13 protein-coding genes and 1 pseudogene are annotated in these 18078 nt (G+C 44.2%); 9 read left to right on the forward strand and 5 right to left on the reverse strand.

Annotation, left to right across the window (positions count from 1 at the left end):
- Positions 1–147: 147 nt before the first annotated feature.
- Positions 148–387, reverse strand: a pseudogene (locus L2755_RS19955) (IS110 family transposase); the annotation flags it as partial.
- Positions 388–512: 125 nt separating this feature from the next.
- On the opposite strand from L2755_RS19955, the gene L2755_RS19960 reads away from it, so the two are divergent.
- Entirely contained in the window at positions 513–926 is a 414-nt protein-coding gene (locus tag L2755_RS19960) for a hypothetical protein (protein WP_248982434.1), read from the forward strand.
- Positions 927–1376: 450 nt separating this feature from the next.
- Here L2755_RS19960 and L2755_RS19965 read toward each other — a convergent pair whose 3' ends face one another.
- Together L2755_RS19965 and metK are read right to left on the reverse strand one after the other, a co-directional pair.
- The gene (locus L2755_RS19965) at positions 1377–1817 is read right to left on the reverse strand and encodes a GNAT family N-acetyltransferase (RefSeq protein WP_248982435.1); all 441 of its coding nucleotides are present in this window, start codon (positions 1815–1817) and stop codon (positions 1377–1379) included.
- 374 nt (positions 1818–2191) lie between these two features.
- Positions 2192–3346: a methionine adenosyltransferase gene (gene metK, locus L2755_RS19970; RefSeq protein ID WP_248982436.1), complete on the reverse strand. Its 1155-nt coding sequence runs from the start codon at positions 3344–3346 to the stop codon at positions 2192–2194.
- 518 nt (positions 3347–3864) lie between these two features.
- Here metK and tkt point away from each other — a divergent pair.
- From tkt to L2755_RS20010, 8 genes are all read left to right on the forward strand, one after another.
- A complete protein-coding gene (tkt, locus tag L2755_RS19975) occupies positions 3865–5856 on the forward strand; it encodes a transketolase (protein ID WP_248982437.1) in 1992 nt (663 codons plus the stop codon).
- A 155-nt stretch (positions 5857–6011) separates the two neighbouring features.
- Positions 6012–7031, forward strand: coding sequence for an erythrose-4-phosphate dehydrogenase (gene epd / locus L2755_RS19980; RefSeq protein WP_248982438.1), 1020 nt, complete (start codon positions 6012–6014; stop codon positions 7029–7031).
- A 521-nt stretch (positions 7032–7552) separates the two neighbouring features.
- On the forward strand, positions 7553–8728 hold the full coding sequence (locus tag L2755_RS19985) for a phosphoglycerate kinase (RefSeq protein ID WP_248982439.1): 1176 nt from the start codon (positions 7553–7555) through the stop codon (positions 8726–8728).
- A gap of 252 nt (positions 8729–8980) precedes the next feature.
- Positions 8981–10045: a class II fructose-bisphosphate aldolase gene (fba, locus tag L2755_RS19990; RefSeq protein WP_248982440.1), complete on the forward strand. Its 1065-nt coding sequence runs from the start codon at positions 8981–8983 to the stop codon at positions 10043–10045.
- Between the two features lie 198 nt (positions 10046–10243).
- Entirely contained in the window at positions 10244–10984 is a 741-nt protein-coding gene (locus L2755_RS19995; protein ID WP_248982441.1) for a DUF481 domain-containing protein, read from the forward strand.
- 316 nt (positions 10985–11300) lie between these two features.
- Positions 11301–12029 carry a winged helix-turn-helix domain-containing protein gene (locus L2755_RS20000; protein WP_248982442.1) on the forward strand — a complete coding sequence of 243 codons (729 nt, stop codon included), beginning with the start codon at positions 11301–11303 and terminating at the stop codon, positions 12027–12029.
- The gene (locus tag L2755_RS20005) at positions 12022–12561 is read left to right on the forward strand and encodes a hypothetical protein (protein ID WP_248982443.1); all 540 of its coding nucleotides are present in this window, start codon (positions 12022–12024) and stop codon (positions 12559–12561) included. The genes L2755_RS20000 and L2755_RS20005 overlap by 8 nt, the downstream gene beginning before the upstream one ends.
- A gap of 137 nt (positions 12562–12698) precedes the next feature.
- The gene (locus tag L2755_RS20010; RefSeq protein WP_248982444.1) at positions 12699–14153 is read left to right on the forward strand and encodes a hypothetical protein; all 1455 of its coding nucleotides are present in this window, start codon (positions 12699–12701) and stop codon (positions 14151–14153) included.
- Positions 14154–14170: 17 nt separating this feature from the next.
- Here the strand turns inward: L2755_RS20010 and L2755_RS20015 are convergent, their stop codons facing one another.
- Both L2755_RS20015 and L2755_RS20020 read right to left on the reverse strand, forming a co-directional pair.
- Positions 14171–16390: a PAS domain-containing protein gene (locus L2755_RS20015; RefSeq protein WP_248982445.1), complete on the reverse strand. Its 2220-nt coding sequence runs from the start codon at positions 16388–16390 to the stop codon at positions 14171–14173.
- Positions 16391–16556: 166 nt separating this feature from the next.
- Positions 16557–17165: a TatD family nuclease-associated radical SAM protein gene (locus L2755_RS20020; RefSeq protein ID WP_248982446.1), complete on the reverse strand. Its 609-nt coding sequence runs from the start codon at positions 17163–17165 to the stop codon at positions 16557–16559.
- Between the last annotated feature and the right edge of the window lie 913 nt (positions 17166–18078).

Consider the following 18078-nt stretch of genomic DNA (forward strand, 5'->3'; position numbering starts at 1 on the left):
GTAACTTTTGTTTGGCGATAAATTTGATCACCAAATGCCATGAATGTTCCTTACTATTTTATCTATCTCATTATTTTCATTTATCTTTTTGTGGGGATTCGTCAGACTCTGCCCCCACTTATTTGGACCCCACTTATTTACTTATTCATAGCAACAGTGGCCTAAACTCGTTAAAAATCGATAGACCCAGTAGCCGCAAGGACCTGCCTAATAGACAAAATGCAGTGTTGCGTGAGGATATTTAGATTCGAATTGTCGGGCAAGTTTACGCAGTTGAGTCTTGTTACTAGGAACACGGCCTAGGTGAACAGGTTTATGTGCTCGACCATCTTCGGAATAGGCAACTTCAATAAATTCTTTATGAGTGTCTAAACCAATGAAAATTATGCTATGTTTTCACATGTTAGCCTCCGATATTGTATGGTTACAAATACAGTATGGCTCTGTTGCTCAATTTAACTATTTTGGACTAACCCACGAACTCGGAGGCTAGCACCTCGTGGGGAGTCATTATGTCTATAAGCCAAAGGAAGGTTATGCCTCAATTTAGACTTACAAAAACAGAAGAAGAAAAACTGTCTGAGCAGTTTGAAAAATGGAAAAGTGTACTTAATTGGAAAGTCGCTCCTGCCGTTATTGCATGTGGACTAGCAGCTTTACCTCTTCCAGAATACAGACTATTAATTGGCATTGTTGGTTTCTTTGTTTTATTCGCCACTTTTGTAGCTGTAAAAAACCATTTCCCTAGTATCTTTAAAGAATTAAGGTTGAAGGAAAGAAGCTTTAAAGAAGAAATAATTTACCGTGGGATTAGTAGTTACTATTTTAGCTTCAAAAGGTCTTTTAGGCACTTTCCTGTTTACTGGGTTGCAATAGTACTTTTAACCGGGGCATTGGCTGATATTCCGAGCCTAATTGGCTTATAATAAGAGACTATGGCGTCATTAGCTAATTTTAAGCTTTTAGCGCTTCCCACAAAACACCATCTCTTAGCATTGAATTTAAGATCACAACCATCTTCCTTACAAAATGTGGGGTCACAAAATGTGGGGTCACAAAATGTGGGGTCACAAAATGTGGGGTCAGGGTAAACTTTAATAATTAATAACTCTGGTGCTAGACGATTGTGTTTTTCTAACCCAGTGCAAATGCGGCAATGACCGTCGAAAACAGGGCCAATTATGTTCCATACAGAACTAGGCATTTCCTCCATCCTTGGAGGTCAGATGTTTTCGTTGAGCTTACATGGACCCTTTCTTTTATAAAGAGTTGCAGCGAGTCTCAGCAGCGTCTGCACATGCGCTGACCGCAGGTCATTGGAACCCGTGTTGTTGCAAGTTGCAACTGAGTATTACCGTGGCGGTATAGTCAAAGGTTCACTTACAAGAAGGTGTTAACCCCATTAACACCAGTTCCTTATCATCCCTTTGATACTTCAAAAACAACTGCGCAATATCATTAGGCGCTGATGATACAGCGCTAAACCCATGTTGTGCATAAAACCCTTCTAGACAGGCGAGGGCGAAAATATAAATATTACCATCACAGAGAGTAGACTCAAGTTCACGCATCAACTGATGCCCGACACCTTGGCCGCGGAAATCTGGGTGCACTAACATGCCAGTTAAAATACCTAACTGGCCGATAGGGCGAATACGGGTACTGGCAATAATCTCACCAAAATTCTCAAGATTAGGATCAGTTTGGGTTAACACACAAACAGACTCTTTCTGTAGCAGCCGAGCATAGGACATATACTGGCGATAGAACTTCTTCACCTCATTACGCTGGCTAGCGTCGACCCAAGTCAATTCCACTTTTGACGCCTTTCTTCTGTGATGTAATGAAAATTGCTGGATATGAATTCTGCATGTAAATAGTGCGCAGCTTGATACATATGGAGCAAGTGTCTGCAGCAGGGCAACTCCAAGACATCCATGTCTGCGTTGCATTGGTATGTCCTACACGGCAGACGCTGCGGTCAAGCCCTCAAGGATGAGTTTACGGCGTCTTGCGCAATCGTATCAATCTGCTCATGGTACCTACACAACAAAATTGTGACACAACTAAGATTTTTTACCGTCCTTGGTAAATCTTCATAAGTGTTCCAGACATTAAAAAACCGCCCTTGGGCGGTTTTTATTGGCAGGTTGTCATCTAAGATGAAACTTGCCGAATTAATCAGTGCAGCTTAAACGCCGGAGTCAGCGCGTAATGCTTCGGCTTTGTCTGTCGCTTCCCAAGGGAACTCTTCACGACCAAAGTGACCATATGCAGCAGTCGCTTGGTAGATTGGGCGAGCTAGATCTAACATCTCTGTTAAACCGTATGGGCGCAGGTCGAAGTGACGACGTACTAGATCAATCAATAACTCTTCAGCCACTTTAGCGGTGCCAAATGTTTCGATGCTGATTGATGTTGGCTCTGCCACGCCAATGGCGTAAGACACTTGGATCTCACAACGGTCAGCAAGACCCGCAGCGACAATGTTCTTAGCAACATAACGTGCTGCGTATGCTGCACTACGGTCAACTTTTGATGGATCTTTACCAGAGAAAGCACCACCACCGTGACGTGCCATGCCGCCGTAGGTATCTACGATGATCTTACGACCGGTTAGGCCACAATCACCTACTGGACCACCGATAACAAAACGGCCAGTTGGGTTGATGAAATACTTAGTGTCTTTAGATAACCACTTAGCCGGTAGTACTGGCTTGATGATGGTTTCCATTACGCCTTCGATCAGGTCCGCTTGGCTTACGCTGTCACAATGCTGAGTCGAAAGCACTACGGCGTCAATACCATGGATACTGCCATCACTGTTATAAGCAAAAGTCACTTGGCTTTTTGCATCAGGACGCAACCATGGAAGGGTCTTGTCTTTACGTACTTCAGATTGGCGCTTCACTAGCTTGTGCGAATAGGTGATTGGCGCAGGCATTAGCACGTCGGTTTCGTTGTTGGCATAACCAAACATTAGACCTTGGTCGCCAGCACCCTGCTCTTTTGGGTCTGCGCGGTCAACACCTTGGTTAATGTCTGGAGACTGCTTACCAATGACATTTAAAATGGCACAAGAGTCAGCATCAAAGCCCATATCTGAATGGGTATAACCAATTTCGCGTACCGTCTTACGGGTGATCTCTTCGATATCAACCCACGCTGAAGTGGTCACTTCACCGCCAACCATAACCATGCCAGTTTTGACATAAGTTTCGCATGCTACGCGTGCTTTTGGATCTTGCTCCAAAATTGCGTCTAATACCGCATCAGAAATCTGATCGGCGATTTTATCTGGATGACCTTCTGAGACCGACTCAGAGGTGAACAAGTGCTTTGCCATGATGGAAAATCTCGTCTTTAAACAATTTGAATGTGTAGAAGTATCTACATCTAGACGGCTATCTTAGTTGAAAACAGAAAAGAAGACACCTCTTTCAGTTAAATTTGTGCAGTCATCCACGCTATTAAATCCTTATAAATATCATGGGTAATGATTTTGTTTCCATATAAGTTACTGATATTATGTTTTTTTATGAGTTGGTGTTGATATTTGTGCTGATAAAAAATGATCAATGGTGAGCTTGTATTGCTTGGCTAATAGAGCAATATCTTATTTCAGTTAAGATTTAGTGGGCTAAAGAGTGGTTAAGGTGTTGTTAAATATAGTTAGGCTGTCAGCGGAATCAGCTAATATGTGCCGAAATTTTTCAATCTGGGTGAATTAAATTTGCGTCCTACAGCCTAGTAGGCGAAAATATGGCTCCAAATTTTGCTGTAGCGCAAGGTAAAGCAGATACCAAAGTTGCTGCCTTTCGCTAGATCTAAGCCTCAATACCTCAACACGACGCAGGAGAGAGCATGTCATCTCGTAAAGAACTCGCTAACGCAATCCGTGCATTAACCATGGATGCCGTTCAAAAAGCCAATTCTGGTCACCCAGGTGCACCAATGGGGATGGCTGACATCGCTGAAGTGCTATGGAATGATTTCCTTAAGCACAACCCAAACAACCCAGAGTGGGTTGATCGTGACCGTTTTATCTTGTCAAACGGCCATGGTTCTATGCTTATCTACTCTTTACTGCACCTAACGGGTTACGCATTACCGATTGAAGAGTTAAAGAGCTTCCGTCAGCTTCACTCTAAAACACCGGGTCACCCAGAATATGGTTACACCCCAGGTGTTGAAACAACCACGGGTCCGCTAGGCGCTGGTATCAGTAACGCCGTGGGCATGGCGATTGCTGAAAAGACTTTGGCTGCACAGTTCAACCAACCTGGTCACGACATTGTTGATCACTTCACCTACTGTTTCTTAGGCGATGGCTGTTTGATGGAAGGTATCTCCCATGAAGCATGTTCATTAGCGGGAACCTTAGGCCTTGGTAAGCTCATTATGTTCTGGGATGACAATGGCATCTCTATTGATGGTCACGTCGAAGGTTGGTTTACCGATGATACGCCTAAGCGTTTCGAATCTTACGGCTGGCATGTCATTGCTAACGTAGATGGCCATGATAGCGATGCTATCCGCGCGGCAATCGAAGCCGCTAAGTCAGTCACTGACAAGCCGACAATGATCTGCTGTAAAACCACTATCGGTTTTGGTTCGCCAAACAAGTCTGGTACGCATAACTGTCACGGCGCACCACTCGGTGATGCTGAAATTGTAGCAACACGTGAATTCCTTGGTTGGGAGCACGGCGCCTTTGAAATTCCTGAAACTGTTTATCAAGGTTGGGATGCTAAAGATTCTGGCGCTGCAAACGAAGCCAGCTGGAACGAGAAGTTTGCCGCTTATACCGCAGCCTTCCCAGAACTTGCTGTCGAATATAAGCGTCGTGTTATCACGGGTGAACTTCCTGCTGAATTTGAAGAAAAGGCCAATGCCTTTATTCAAGAATGCCAAGATAAAGCTGAAGGTATTGCTAGCCGTAAAGCGTCACAAAATGCAATTGGTACTTTCGGTGCCATGCTGCCTGAACTGCTTGGTGGCTCAGCTGACCTTGCAGGCTCTAACCTCACTTTATGGTCAGGTTCTAAGGGTATTCAGGACGATGCTGCCGGTAACTACATCTACTACGGTGTACGTGAATTCGGTATGAGCGGCATTATGAATGGTGCTTCTCTACATGGTGGTTTCATCAACTACGGCGCAACGTTCATGATGTTTATGGAATATGCGCGTAATGCAGTGCGTATGTCTGCGTTGATGGGCATTCAAAACATCTTCGTTTATACCCATGACTCTATCGGTCAAGGTGAAGATGGTCCTACTCATCAGCCAGTTGAGCAACTTGCTAACTTGCGTATGACACCAAACATGACCGTATGGCGCCCATGTGATGCAGCAGAAACAGCGGTATCTTGGAAGAGTGCTATCGAGCGTCGTGATGCGCCAACATCGCTAATCTTTAGCCGCCAAGGCCTTAAGGCACAAGCACGTAACGCTGAGCAATTAGCTAACGTAGCTAAAGGTGGTTATGTACTGATTGACTGTACCGGTACGCCAGACTTAATTCTTATCGCTACCGGCTCTGAAGTTCAGTTAGCAGTGGATTCAGCTGCAGTGCTTACAGAGCAAGGTCAGCAGGTGCGTGTTGTTTCTATGCCTTCTACTAACGAGTTCGATAAGCAAGATGCTGCTTATAAAGAGTCGGTATTGCCAAGCAGCGTGACTAAGCGTGTTGCCATTGAAGCGGCTCATGTTGATTTCTGGCACAAGTATGTTGGTTTCAGCGGCGCTATTGTTGGCATGAGTACTTTTGGTGAATCAGCACCTGGTGCTGATTTGTTGAAGTACTTCGGCTTTACAGTAGAGAATGTTGTAGCAACCGTTAACGGTCTATAAAACGCTTTAGCAATAAGGCGATGATGCAATGGCAAGCTAACCATTTGATAGTTTGTTTGTTGCATCAATTGATTACTCTATGATACAACGGCTTACCAATTGCGGTAGGCCGTTGTTGTATCAATAAATCGGTAATTATAAAGGTAAATTAGTTAATGATAAGAGTCGCTATTAATGGTTATGGCCGTATCGGTCGTTCAATTCTTCGTGCGGTTTATGAGTCTGAAAAACGCGATCGAATTCAAATCGTGGCGATTAACGAGTTGGCAAAACCTGAAGCGATGCTGCACCTAACCCAATACGACAGCACCCATGGACGCTTTCATACCCAAGTTAAATTGGAAGATCAGCACATGATCATTGGTGATGACGCCATTAAACTATTGCATGAACCCAACCCAGAAAACTTGCCTTGGCAAGAGATGGACATTGATATTGTGTTCGAAGCGACAGGGGTGATTAACGACCGCCAAGCTTGCGAGGCGCATATTACAGCGGGTGCAAAGCAAGTATTGATCAGCAATCCAGCATCAAGCGATGTGGACGCCACCATTGTCTATGGCGTCAACCATGATCTGCTCAGAGCCGAACATACCATCGTCTCGAATGCCTCCTGCACCACCAATTGTATTGTGCCGGTGATTGATGTACTCGATAAGCATTTTCAAGTCAAAAGTGGCGCTATTACCACTATTCATTCGGCGATGAATGACCAACAAGTGATCGACGCTTATCATGATGACTTGCGTCGAACCCGCGCCGCAGGGCAATCGATCATCCCCGTTGATACTAAACTGGCCCGTGGTATTGAGCGCATCTTGCCCCATATGAAAGACAAGTTTGAAGCCATCTCCGTGCGCGTGCCTACCATTAATGTTACCGCTATCGACGTTTCCGTCACGCTCAACAAGCGCGTCGATATCGAGCAAGTGAATAGGGTACTGAAACAGGCTACCGAAGGTTCGTACTCTGGGGTTGTTGGCTATACTAATGAACCACTAGTGTCGTGTGACTTTAACCATGACCCACGCTCAAGCATTGTTGATGGCACCCAAACCCGGGTAAGTGATGGCCATCTGGTTAAGTTATTACTTTGGTGTGATAACGAATGGGGCTTTGCTAATCGCATGCTCGATACCAGTTTAGAGATGATAAAGGCGAAAAGAAGGTTTTAATAGAAGGTCCTAGGTCCTAGGGAAAGCAGGTTCTAGAGGCTAAGACGATAAAACCGGAAAGCAAAAGTAGAAGAGCGTAAGAAAGGTTAATGGTGGCGTTGTTTTGCTTTTGTTTTTATAGAAGGCGGAAGCCGTCCTGGAAGTGAGCTTGCGAACGCCCTAAAACCTAGGGCCTTCTTCTAAAGTAGGTCGGCATTTATGCCGTCATCAATGATGGGCTAAAGCCGAACCTAGATTAAAAAACATAATACGGGCTGTTGATTGTATAACAGGGCGAAGCCCGCTCTAGCCGCGAAGCGTCCTCGCAGCGAGTTTACGAGTGCTCTAGCTTCTAGGATCCAAGCAGGTTCTAGGAAAGGCTAAGACGGAAGAGCAAAAGATTATAAAGAGCTGGCAGGCGGTGTTTACTGCCTGCTAATACTCAAGCCTAGACAATGGGTGTCGTGTCCTCAGAGTCGAGTGGAACAGTTTAATTTTTACTTTAATTTTTAACTTTAACTTAAATCGTAAGGAAGCATGAAATGGCGATTCTTAATATGCAAGACATAGACCTTCAAGGTAAGCGTGTGCTTATTCGTGAAGATCTCAACGTACCTGTCAGTGACGGTGTTGTGACTAGTGATGCACGCCTGCGCGCATCACTGCCAACGATCAAGCTTGCGCTTGAAAAAGGCGCTGCAGTAATGGTGATGTCTCACCTTGGGCGTCCAACAGAAGGGGAGTTCAATGCTGAGTTCTCAATGCAGCCAGTAGTTAACTATCTTGCTAAGGCGCTGGATTGCCCAGTACATTTAGCGAGCGAGTACCTTGATGGTGTAGAGGTTGCTGTCGGCGAAGTGGTTGTGTTTGAAAACGTCCGTTTCAATGTTGGTGAGAAGAAGAACGACGAAGCACTGGCTAAAAAAATGGCAGCACTTTGTGACGTTTACGTTATGGATGCCTTTGGTACGGCTCATCGCGCGCAAGCATCGACCCATGGCGTTGGTCTGCATGCGCCGATTGCTTGTGCCGGTCCACTATTAGCGGGTGAGCTTGAAGCACTGGGTAAGGCGCTTGATAATCCAGCACGGCCAATGGTCGCCATCGTTGGTGGCTCAAAAGTATCGTCTAAGCTGACAGTGCTAGAGAGCTTATCAACTAAAGTCGACCAGCTCGTTGTCGGTGGTGGTATCGCTAATACCTTCATTGCAGCAGCTGGCCATCAAGTGGGTAAGTCGCTTTATGAGGCTAACCTGCTTGATGAAGCTAAGCGTCTGGTTGCTAATGCACAAAGCCGTGGCGGTGATATTCCGGTACCGACTGATGTTGTCGTGGCAAGTGAGTTTAGCCCAACAGCGACGGCAACCCTTAAAGATGTCAGTGAAGTTTTAGATACCGACATGATTTTTGATATCGGTCCAGATAGCGCTGAAGCCTTAGCTGAGATCATCAAAAATGCCGGTACCGTGGTGTGGAACGGCCCAGTGGGTGTATTTGAGTTTGATCAATTCGGCGAGGGCACTAAGCGTATCGCCCTAGCGATTGCAGAATCAAATGCCTTCTCTATCGCGGGTGGTGGTGACACGCTAGCGGCCGTCGATAAGTACGGTATTGCTGACAAAGTGTCATATATCTCAACCGGTGGCGGCGCTTTCTTAGAGTTTTTAGAAGGCAAAGAGCTTCCCGCTGTGGCAATGCTTGAGAGCCGCGGTCAGTAATTTGCGCTGCTAGAGAAGCAATTACGAAAAAATTACCAATCTGTATGTTGGCGGCTCTTTTAATCGACATTTGTCGGGGTTACACTAGCCGCCATCAATACAGTGCTTATGATCTGTAATATAAAAATTATAAAAATAACCAGTAACCGTGGTCGAGTTTAAAGCAAGCATGCTGATGACTTGATGACATAAAAATCAATCCAAACGATAGCGACCTCGGTGAGTCAAATCACCCTATTATTGGAGTAATAAATGGCCTTAATTTCCCTACGTCAAATGTTAGATCACGCAGCAGAGCATGGATATGGCGTACCTGCGTTTAACGTGAACAACTTAGAGCAGATGCGTGCGATTATGCAAGCAGCTGAAGCAACAGATAGTCCTGTGATTGTGCAGGCATCTGCTGGTGCACGTAAGTATGCTCGTCCTCAGTTTCTTAAGTATCTAATGGCTGCAGCACTTGAGCAGTATCCAGATATCCCAGTATGTATTCACCAAGACCATGGTACCGATCCTGATATCTGTCAGCGTTCAATTCAATTAGGCATGTCATCAGTCATGATGGATGGTTCATTGATGGCAGATGGAAAGACACCTGCATCTTACGAGTACAACGTTGATGTAACACGTCGTACCGTAGCATTTGCACACGCATGTGGTGTGTCTGTTGAAGGTGAAATAGGTTGTCTAGGTAGCTTGGAAACGGGTGAAGCTGGCGAAGAAGATGGTATCGGCGCCGCTGGGATCCTGACGATGGACCAGATGCTAACCACACCAGAAGAAGCGGCACGTTTTGTTGCAGATACTCACGTTGATGCACTTGCTATCGCAATTGGTACTAGCCATGGTGCCTACAAGTTTAGCCGTAAGCCTACCGGTGACGTGCTACGTATTGACCGTATCAAAGAGATCCACGCTCGCATTCCTAACACTCACTTAGTGATGCACGGTTCATCTTCAGTGCCGCAAGAGTGGTTAGAGATCATCAACCAGTATGGTGGTGCTATCCCTGAAACTTATGGTGTACCGCTAGAAGAGATCGTTGAAGGTATCAAGCACGGTGTACGTAAGGTCAATATCGATACTGATTTACGTTTAGCGTCAACGGGTGCTGTACGTAAGTTCCTTGCTGAAAACCCAACAGAATTTGATCCACGTAAATTCTTGAAAGCATCAATGGAAGCGATGGCTGATATCTGTACTACACGTTACGAAGCCTTTGGTTGTGCTGGAATGGGCTCTAAGATTAAGCCTAAGTCGCTGCAAGCAATGTATAAATCTTACCAGTCAGGCGAACTTGATCCACAGATTAAGTAACCTTGATTTGACAGCGATTAACTCGCTCTATATATGAAAGTACCTGCCTAGTGCAGGTATTTTTTTGACTGTTATAAGTTCTTTTAGCTGCTGGTATTAAAGGCGATAGATTATTCTAGCAACAATTTTCATTTATGAGTGCTAAATGTTAAGATCGCGCCGATTTTTAGGGATTTAGGTAAACGGAGTAATACATAAATGAAAACAATGTTGACAGCTATAGCAGTACTATTGGCGGCTCCTTTTGCTGTCCACGCGGGAGCTGACTTTGTAGAAGGCGATAAGACGTTTGCTGGTGAAGCTGAGTTGGGCGCGACATTGACGACGGGTAACACTGATACTTCGTCAATCAAAGGACGCTTAAACTTGATGCAAGAGCTAGGTAATTGGGAAAACCAATACCTATTTGAGGGCCTTTATAAAGAAGATACCGGTGAAGTCACGGCCAAACGTTACTACGCGGGCATTCAAGGTGATTATAAGTTTGATGAAAAGAACTATATGTATATCACTGCTAATTATGAAGTCGACCCTTTTACTGGCTTTGACTTCAAAGTCATAGCCTCGTCTGGTTACGGTTATAAATTTATCGACAGTGACAATACGTACCTAAGTGCTGAAGTCGGTCCAGGTTACATCTACAAAAAGCTCGATGACGAGCAGTCTGCTTTACTCGGTTACGATAATGAAGATAGCGTAGTGGCACACGGTGCGATGAAATTCAGCTATGACCTTAGTGAAACGTCTAAATTTAGCCAACTATTTATCGCTGATTATGGCGATAGTTTAGAGGGGCGTTCAGAAACGGCTATAACCGCTAATATTGTCGGTGCCTTAGCGATGAAATTTGCTGTTATTGTGCGTTATAACAACGAGCCACTAGACGATAAGAAGAGCACGGATACTGAAACAAACATGACATTGTTATACGCTTTCTAGCCATTATTGAGTGGTTATTGTAGGCTTATACCTATGAAGAGGCATCTATGATATAGATGCCTTTTGTGTTTTTTATGGGTCATTTGTTTCATCTGACGCTTACTTTGTTTGTGTTTTGTATCGGTTGTGACCGTGCGCGCTAGGGGGGGGTAACAAATGTTACTGAGTGTGCTGATCGTTGGTGTTTATTTAATAAAATTAATGTGGTGGAGCTCACGAAAGTGTGATTGACACTCACCTTGTACTGAATTGAACAAGGACGTAAAGGTAGATAAACAGTAAACTGATAACCATTAAAATTGTCAGAGTTGTTAATGTGTTTATAGGGCCAGTCAGATTTGATATTGAGCTAAAGCAGTTGGTGAATACCGACACTGCACAAACGCTAAACTTATCGAATATTGAACTTCTAGTGATGAGTCATTTGATGTCAGCTAGAGGTCAAGTCGTGTCGACTGAATCTTTGTGTTGCAAGTTAATCCCTCAGGTGGTGACTGCCCAGGATATTGCACTGGCAATAACCAATATTAGGGCCTTCTTAGGCGCTGAATCGGCAATGATGATTGAAGTTGTCACTAATCAAGGTTATCTACTGCATACCAAAGCCAGAGCGCAGATGCACAATAGCCCCTATGAAGCGCTATCGATTAAACAATTCTCACTATTTTTAGTGCTCGGTATCTTACTGGTGGTGTTCTTAGCGACTCATTTTAAAACGACCCCTAATATCAGTTTTACTCTTCCAGAAAAGATATTGCTAGAGGGCAAAACCTCCAAGTTAGTCCCTATTTATTCATCAAGTGAACAGAAGCTTGTTTTCGAAGATAAATTTAGACAAATCGCAGTTGAAATCGATGCATGTGAACAAGTTGCTTGGCAAGAGATTTATGTGTCTACCTCTAAAATGGGTGACATATTGCATTTTGTGATGCATAACAGCGCTAAAAAAGGAAAGGAGTTTAGGAACTTTAAAGTTCTTAGGGCTGGAAGTGATTGGGCTTTCATCGATCAGCTATGGCTAAAAGAGGCGGGTTTTTGTGAATAGAAGGCTAAGAAGAGAGTTATTCATCGGTTTTCGTTCAACACCTATCCTAGCCACGTTAATATTTATTCTTGGCTTGTGTATGGCTTTGGACTATTTTGTCGAGCCCAACGATGACGTTAGTCTCATTTGTCATGCTGATGTTTATGAAGCAAAGGATTCGAGGTTCTCTACTGGCGGACTAAAGTTAGACATTAATCGTGTCGGTAACCAAATAGAGTTCCAGATTGTTTTTATCAAGCAAGGCACGGAGCAAGCTCATGTGACGACTCTCGGTGAGCTTACTGAAGTGTCATCCCCCATTTTGACATATAAGATAGATTTACAGGATGCCTATCTAAAGCATGGTGTATTTCTGAATAAGATCAGTCAGCATATGGACGAAATGGTAGGGTCTGTACAGAAATTGATTGATAATGACGAAAACTCAGGCAAACCTTTTTACATAAAGGTGTTAGAGATGGATAAGTCGTTGGGTTTTGTCACCATTCAGTTCAATGAGCGTAATGCACTTTGGGTATGTGAAATTCAGTAAGTTAGAGCTAATGTTAATCGTAAAACAGATTATTTGCTGAGCCTTTCTTTTAAAAAATCTAAGTTAGTTTAGCTTTCAAGATAGGTCATAGACTATAATTATCAGGTCGATGTATTTGTTTTGATTATAGGATATATGTGGCTAAAGTCAGAGTTAAGCAAGAAGAATCACTGTCAATTAAATTTCTGCATCAGATGGAGGCCGGCGACAATCGTCGTTTAGATCTCTATTTTTTCCTGCCCAAAGAGATGGGGATAAACCCGCAAAGTTTGAATGAAGAGGAGTATTACCACTCTTCGATTACTGGGAGACGCTCATATTACTCATCTGGGTTGCACCTGCCGTTAGTTCAAAGCCGTTTTGTCAGTCAAAAGAAGCGCACGGTAGAGGAGTTCAGGCTGTACCTCAACTTATTTGCTTATCAGTTCTCAGTAGCCATTGAAACTGACAGTAAAGAACTCTCTCAGGTTGAAGATTTAGGCCAGTTTTACGCCTCCCTAGAAGAGCTTAGTGAGCAAGTTATTCATCTGCTAAAACGCTTTAGACGTAATGAACCCAGTGATGCAAAATGGAAATCCTACTTTGAGAATGCCGATAATTATCTGTCATGGCTCTGTGAACAACGGCTACTTAAACTCTTGGCTCATGGGCCTAGAAATAGTGATTTTAACGAGATAACAGACAGTGTGGTGGCCTTGTGTCGAGCCGAAGCCCAATACCGAGCAGAGCACAAATATAACTCCTCAAAAACCGTACAAGATGCCAACCGTATTGCCAACAAAATGCATCTATTACGCAGGCTAATACAGCAAGGGGTCGTGCTAAAAGAGGAACTTAAACCGTTAGGGGTTGGCCTCAAAAAGATGACCACTGGCATAGCGACTGCGATGGTTATGTTAGTGGTGTCCACACTGATAATTAAAGCTCAGGGTGTATTTAGTGGTTTAACCATTGCTCTGGTGCTAACCCTTGCGGTGATTTATGGTTTCAGAGAGATCTTTAAAGACGACATTCGTAATGCGCTATGGCGGCTAATACAGCGTGGCCGTCCTCGTTGGAGTCGATTGCTTCAAGATACCACCAGTAAATTACCGATTGCCAAGCAACTCGTTTGGCTCGATTTTATGCGTAAAAAGGAGCTGCCAACCGAGGTTACTGAGATCTTAAGGCAGCGACATAGCCAGAACAAAGTGGATGCTGAGATTTTGCATTACGGTATTCACACCAAAGTCTCAGCGAAAGGTTTTTTGGCCGGGTACTCAAGGATCCAAGAGCAGGTCAACTTTAGCCTAGTGCCCTTTGCTCGAAATTTAGAACGTGGTAAGGCCAAAATCTATAAGGAACATGAGGGCAAGGTGAGTAATGAATCTGTCGAGCGGCGATACCAAGTTAATCTTATTCTGGCGTTAAAAGAGGGCCGTGATGAGCCTCAGTATGCACGTTATAAGATCACCATGAATCGCTCGACCATTATTGAAATCACCGAAAGCGATCTCCCTTCAGGTATGAGGAATATGGATGAAACCCCGTTTGAAGATGATCTGTTAGCCCCCGAGGCTACTACTGCAAGCACAGAGGCTAAACCGAATTAAACTATCTATCTAGCTGCTTAAGACATATGTCGAGTAAATGCTTGGCAGATATTTTGTTCATCAATTTGCATAGCCCGTTTGAGCGCGACTTCCGCATTACTCAAGAACTGCTCAAGGTCCTGCCCATTTTGGTAAGCGGCGATTCCGATGCAGATCCCATCTCCTAGGCCGTTGTCTTTGAGTTTTGCCAGAGTATCGATGGCAAAGTAGTGAGCTTGGTCTGAATCGGTATCGGGCAGCATAATAATGAGTTTACCGAGTTGCCAGCGTGACATTTGATAACGGTTTGGCAACTCTCTTAATAACTGTATTTCGACCTCTTTTTGCCGACTTTCTAGCAGGCCCATATCGCTCATGTGGCTAAGCATCCCTTCAGCGGCAATATCGAGTAACATCAGGCTAGAGAAATCTTTTTTCGCTTGATTCAAATTATTAAAGTAACGTTCTAGATCGCGGCAGTCGCTAAATACGGTGCTACGATTAGGGGCCATATTGCTTAGACTATTTGCATGAACTCTCGATTTAGCCCGCTCAAAGGTACATACGATGTATTCAATATCATCTGAGCTATCTAGATGCCCCTTCAATGTGGCTAGCATACATGCGTCATTAGCCCGATTGTTGGATGAAAATATCTGACCTTGCCAAGTGCCTTTAATCATCAATTGCTGTGCTATCTGCGGCCATTGTTGTTTAAACTCCTCATTAAGCAGTTCGGTGATTTTTAGCTTGCGGCTATCTTCGACCTGCATTAGCACATTAAATGCATTGTTAGATTTAATGACTGCGCCTTTAGCGTCGGTGAGTACGGTCGCCATCGGATTATCATTGAGCAGCTGATTTAACTTTGCTTCCTCCTGGCTATGTTTTAACTCTGCAACATCCTCAAAAGTCACTAGGGTGTAGCTTTGACCATTATCCATATCAAATTCAAGTCGAAGTCTTACGAGTAATCGAGTGTACTTTGAAGCGTCGCTATCGAGCTCGCCTTGCCACTCTTTGTTAGCCATTAACTGCTCAGACAGCAGATTAAATTGGTCATCGTTCATGTGCAATACACGTTGCAAGCTGCGGTCGGACAGTTCATCAATTGGAAGAGAGAGCAGCTTAGCCGCCATAGGGTTTGCAGTAAGGACTCGTCCGGCATCGTTGGCGATGATGTAGCCTGAGTTGGTGTTAAATAGTCGATTAGCGAGATCAATACTAAAATCACGAGAGCGATGAACAATACGGTAGGCATGGGTGAGGTAAATGACAACACACGCTAATAGGGTTAACAGGGTCGCGCCCCCAATCAGAATATTACGCCACTGTTCAAACTTTGCCGCGATGTCATCGTTCTTAACATAAGAGAGCAAGTAGTATTCTCGGCGAGTCTCATACTGGGTTGTCAGCTCTACTTTAAGATAAACAAAGGTAGCGTCGTCACCATGGAATTGGCCGAAATTACTCATGGCCATCTTTCGCCAAAGTGCTGGATAAGTTTGCTTAAGGCTGCCCCCCATGGTTTCTGGTAATCGAGGAATGGTTGGTGAGTCCAGCGCACCTGAGTAGAGCAGGCCTTGGGTATCGAGCATCATTAACGGAGCTTGTTTACTAGAATAGGCAGGCTTAATATTTTTCAACATGCGTGACATTGAGTTATAGACGACCAAATAACCCCGCACGGTTTGGTCTGGATTTTCAAGCCAAGCAAGTTGGTATAAGTAGGGCTCTAGTTTGCCATTAATAGGGCTAAACTCGAGGGGAGAAGTGTAGATCTCATTGCCACCCATATTACGCGAACTTCCCAACAAAGAGGGGGGTAGCGCGTGATGTCCAAACTCATCATCTGTGGCAAACTTGATCTGCCCTTGGGGATCATAAAGCGCTATACCGAGTAGCTCAGGAATATTATCAACAATGACATCCCAATGATCTTGTAGTTGAGCTTGGTTGGCATTGCTCGGTATTTCGATGTAACGGTTTAGCAGCTCTGAAGTGGCGAACATCTTCGTTCTAAACTGTTGAAAAGACACTTTATCAGCAATAAGAGTTCCGACTGATTGCAGTTCACTGTAGCGTTGTGTCGCCCAATCTGCTTGTAATCGTCTTTCATCTAAGGTGATGATAATATTTGTAAAAACGATAACCGAAATTAAGAGTATGCCAATTTGACTCGCTGCAGCCAGAATTCGTTGTTGAGACCATTGGATCCCTTGGGCATTAATAAGGAGAGGTAGTTTTCGGCTTAACATTAATGGCAAATTCTGATGGTTATTATATGCGCCATATTAACCCAATTTCTCACTATATGTCATCAATTCAGTGCAGTTGGATGGTTAGAGTATTTCAGGTTTAAGCTGGCATAGCAGCAATTGTATTGCTGCTAATCAACATACTCTGTGAATTGTGAATGTGTCTCTAGCCGACAACATCTAACTCTCTTTGCTTAAATTGAGCTCCTGCCGCTTCGACTAATTCACGGCAAGCATCAATGTCGACATTGCTTAAACCATTAATGGCTGAAACCTGCACATCGCTAATATAACTAGGTGCTTGCTGGATGAACTCCAGTAGCGCGGGATAGGCACCTTTCAATTTAGGTTGGCAATGTGCTTGGTAGCTGGTGTCGGTATCAGCATTAAGTGATATTGATAGGCTATCAACGCATTGCGCAAGCTCTGGCAGAATATTACGCCGGTGAAATAGATTACCGAGTCCGTCAGTGTTGACTCTAACCTTACCGCCGCGGGCCTTTATCTCTTTGGCAACGTTTAACAATGTTGGCAAGTTAAGTGTTGGTTCTCCATAGCCGCAAAAAACGTATTCATCGAATGTCGAGGTATCGCCAAGCAGTGCGATAACTTCTTCAGCGCTAGGTTGCCGGTCGAGCCCAAGTTGATATTGATGAACTTGCTTACTGCCATTGTGTTTGGGACAGAATTGGCAACGTAAAGTACATCTACCAGTAATATTTAAATAGCGACTGTTACGGATATCATAAACAAGAGTGGGGTCTGTGGCGGTCATCTTCAATGGTAATTTAAAGTGTCGTGGCCAAATTTTAACTGATGGCGGCTTCCAATTCTGTCTACTGGATCGGATATTGTTCAGAACAATAGCGTCTATTTTTCAGCGGCAATTCTGTCCCATACAGAATTTGGCATTCCCTCTGTCGTTGGAGAACAGACGTTTCCATTCAGCCCACAGGGACCCTTTTCTTTTATAAAGAGTTGCGGCGAGTCTCAGTAGCGTCTGCGCATAAGGTCGTTCATTCACCTCTGATCCAAAGGGATGTGGGAAATGTCGTTCTGATGTCGGGAACATCATCGACCATGTGATCACGATATTCGAACATCCTGTCCAGCACCTGCCGCAGGCAATTGGAACCACTTTTGTCAGCTGCTTATTGCTTTTTAAAATCCAAATCGAAATCAAAGTCAAAGTCAAAGTCAAAGTCGTGGCGCTTCACCCACACCCGAACCAAAGGGTAAAGCGCTTGTACCCCTTGGTAATCCCTCAGCGCCCCGGCGAAATTTAAAAAGCAAAATTTCCAACGGGGAAGATTAGATTCTGCGAGTTAGTTTAAATGTCTTTATGTTCTGGCGTTTACTGGAAGGCTACAATTCCCTGCATTAAAAACTGAAAACTCAAATGCCGACAATTTGCGCTTTTATAACCCAGTGTAGATACGGCTTAGGCCTTCGGAAACAGGACGTTTTCGTTGAGCCCACAGGGATGTGTTCCCGACATCAGAACGACATTTCCCATATCCCTATGGGTTAGATGTGAATGCACGACCTTATGTGCAGATACGGCTGAGACTCGCCGTGAACACATCCCTGTGGGCTCAACGAAAACGTCCTGTTTCCGAAGGCCTAAGCCGTATCTACACTGGGTTATAAAAGCGCAAATTGTCGGCATTTGAGTTTTCAGTTTTTAA

The organism is Shewanella abyssi, from assembly GCF_023284025.1.
Taxonomy (GTDB): Bacteria; Pseudomonadota; Gammaproteobacteria; order Enterobacterales; family Shewanellaceae; genus Shewanella; species Shewanella abyssi.

Bases quoted from the DNA above. Each gene is read 5' to 3' on its own strand.
- fba (WP_248982440.1), top strand. From the start codon at position 8,981: ATGGCCTTAATTTCCCTACGTCAAATGTTAGATCACGCAGCAGAGCAT.
- L2755_RS19995 (WP_248982441.1), top strand. From the start codon at position 10,244: ATGAAAACAATGTTGACAGCTATAGCAGTACTATTGGCGGCTCCTTTT.
- tkt (WP_248982437.1), top strand. From the start codon at position 3,865: ATGTCATCTCGTAAAGAACTCGCTAACGCAATCCGTGCATTAACCATG.
- epd (WP_248982438.1), top strand. From the start codon at position 6,012: ATGATAAGAGTCGCTATTAATGGTTATGGCCGTATCGGTCGTTCAATT.
- L2755_RS20020 (WP_248982446.1), bottom strand. From the start codon at position 17,165: ATGACCGCCACAGACCCCACTCTTGTTTATGATATCCGTAACAGTCGC.
- L2755_RS19960 (WP_248982434.1), top strand. From the start codon at position 513: ATGTCTATAAGCCAAAGGAAGGTTATGCCTCAATTTAGACTTACAAAA.
- L2755_RS20015 (WP_248982445.1), bottom strand. From the start codon at position 16,390: ATGTTAAGCCGAAAACTACCTCTCCTTATTAATGCCCAAGGGATCCAA.
- metK (WP_248982436.1), bottom strand. From the start codon at position 3,346: ATGGCAAAGCACTTGTTCACCTCTGAGTCGGTCTCAGAAGGTCATCCA.
- L2755_RS19985 (WP_248982439.1), top strand. From the start codon at position 7,553: ATGGCGATTCTTAATATGCAAGACATAGACCTTCAAGGTAAGCGTGTG.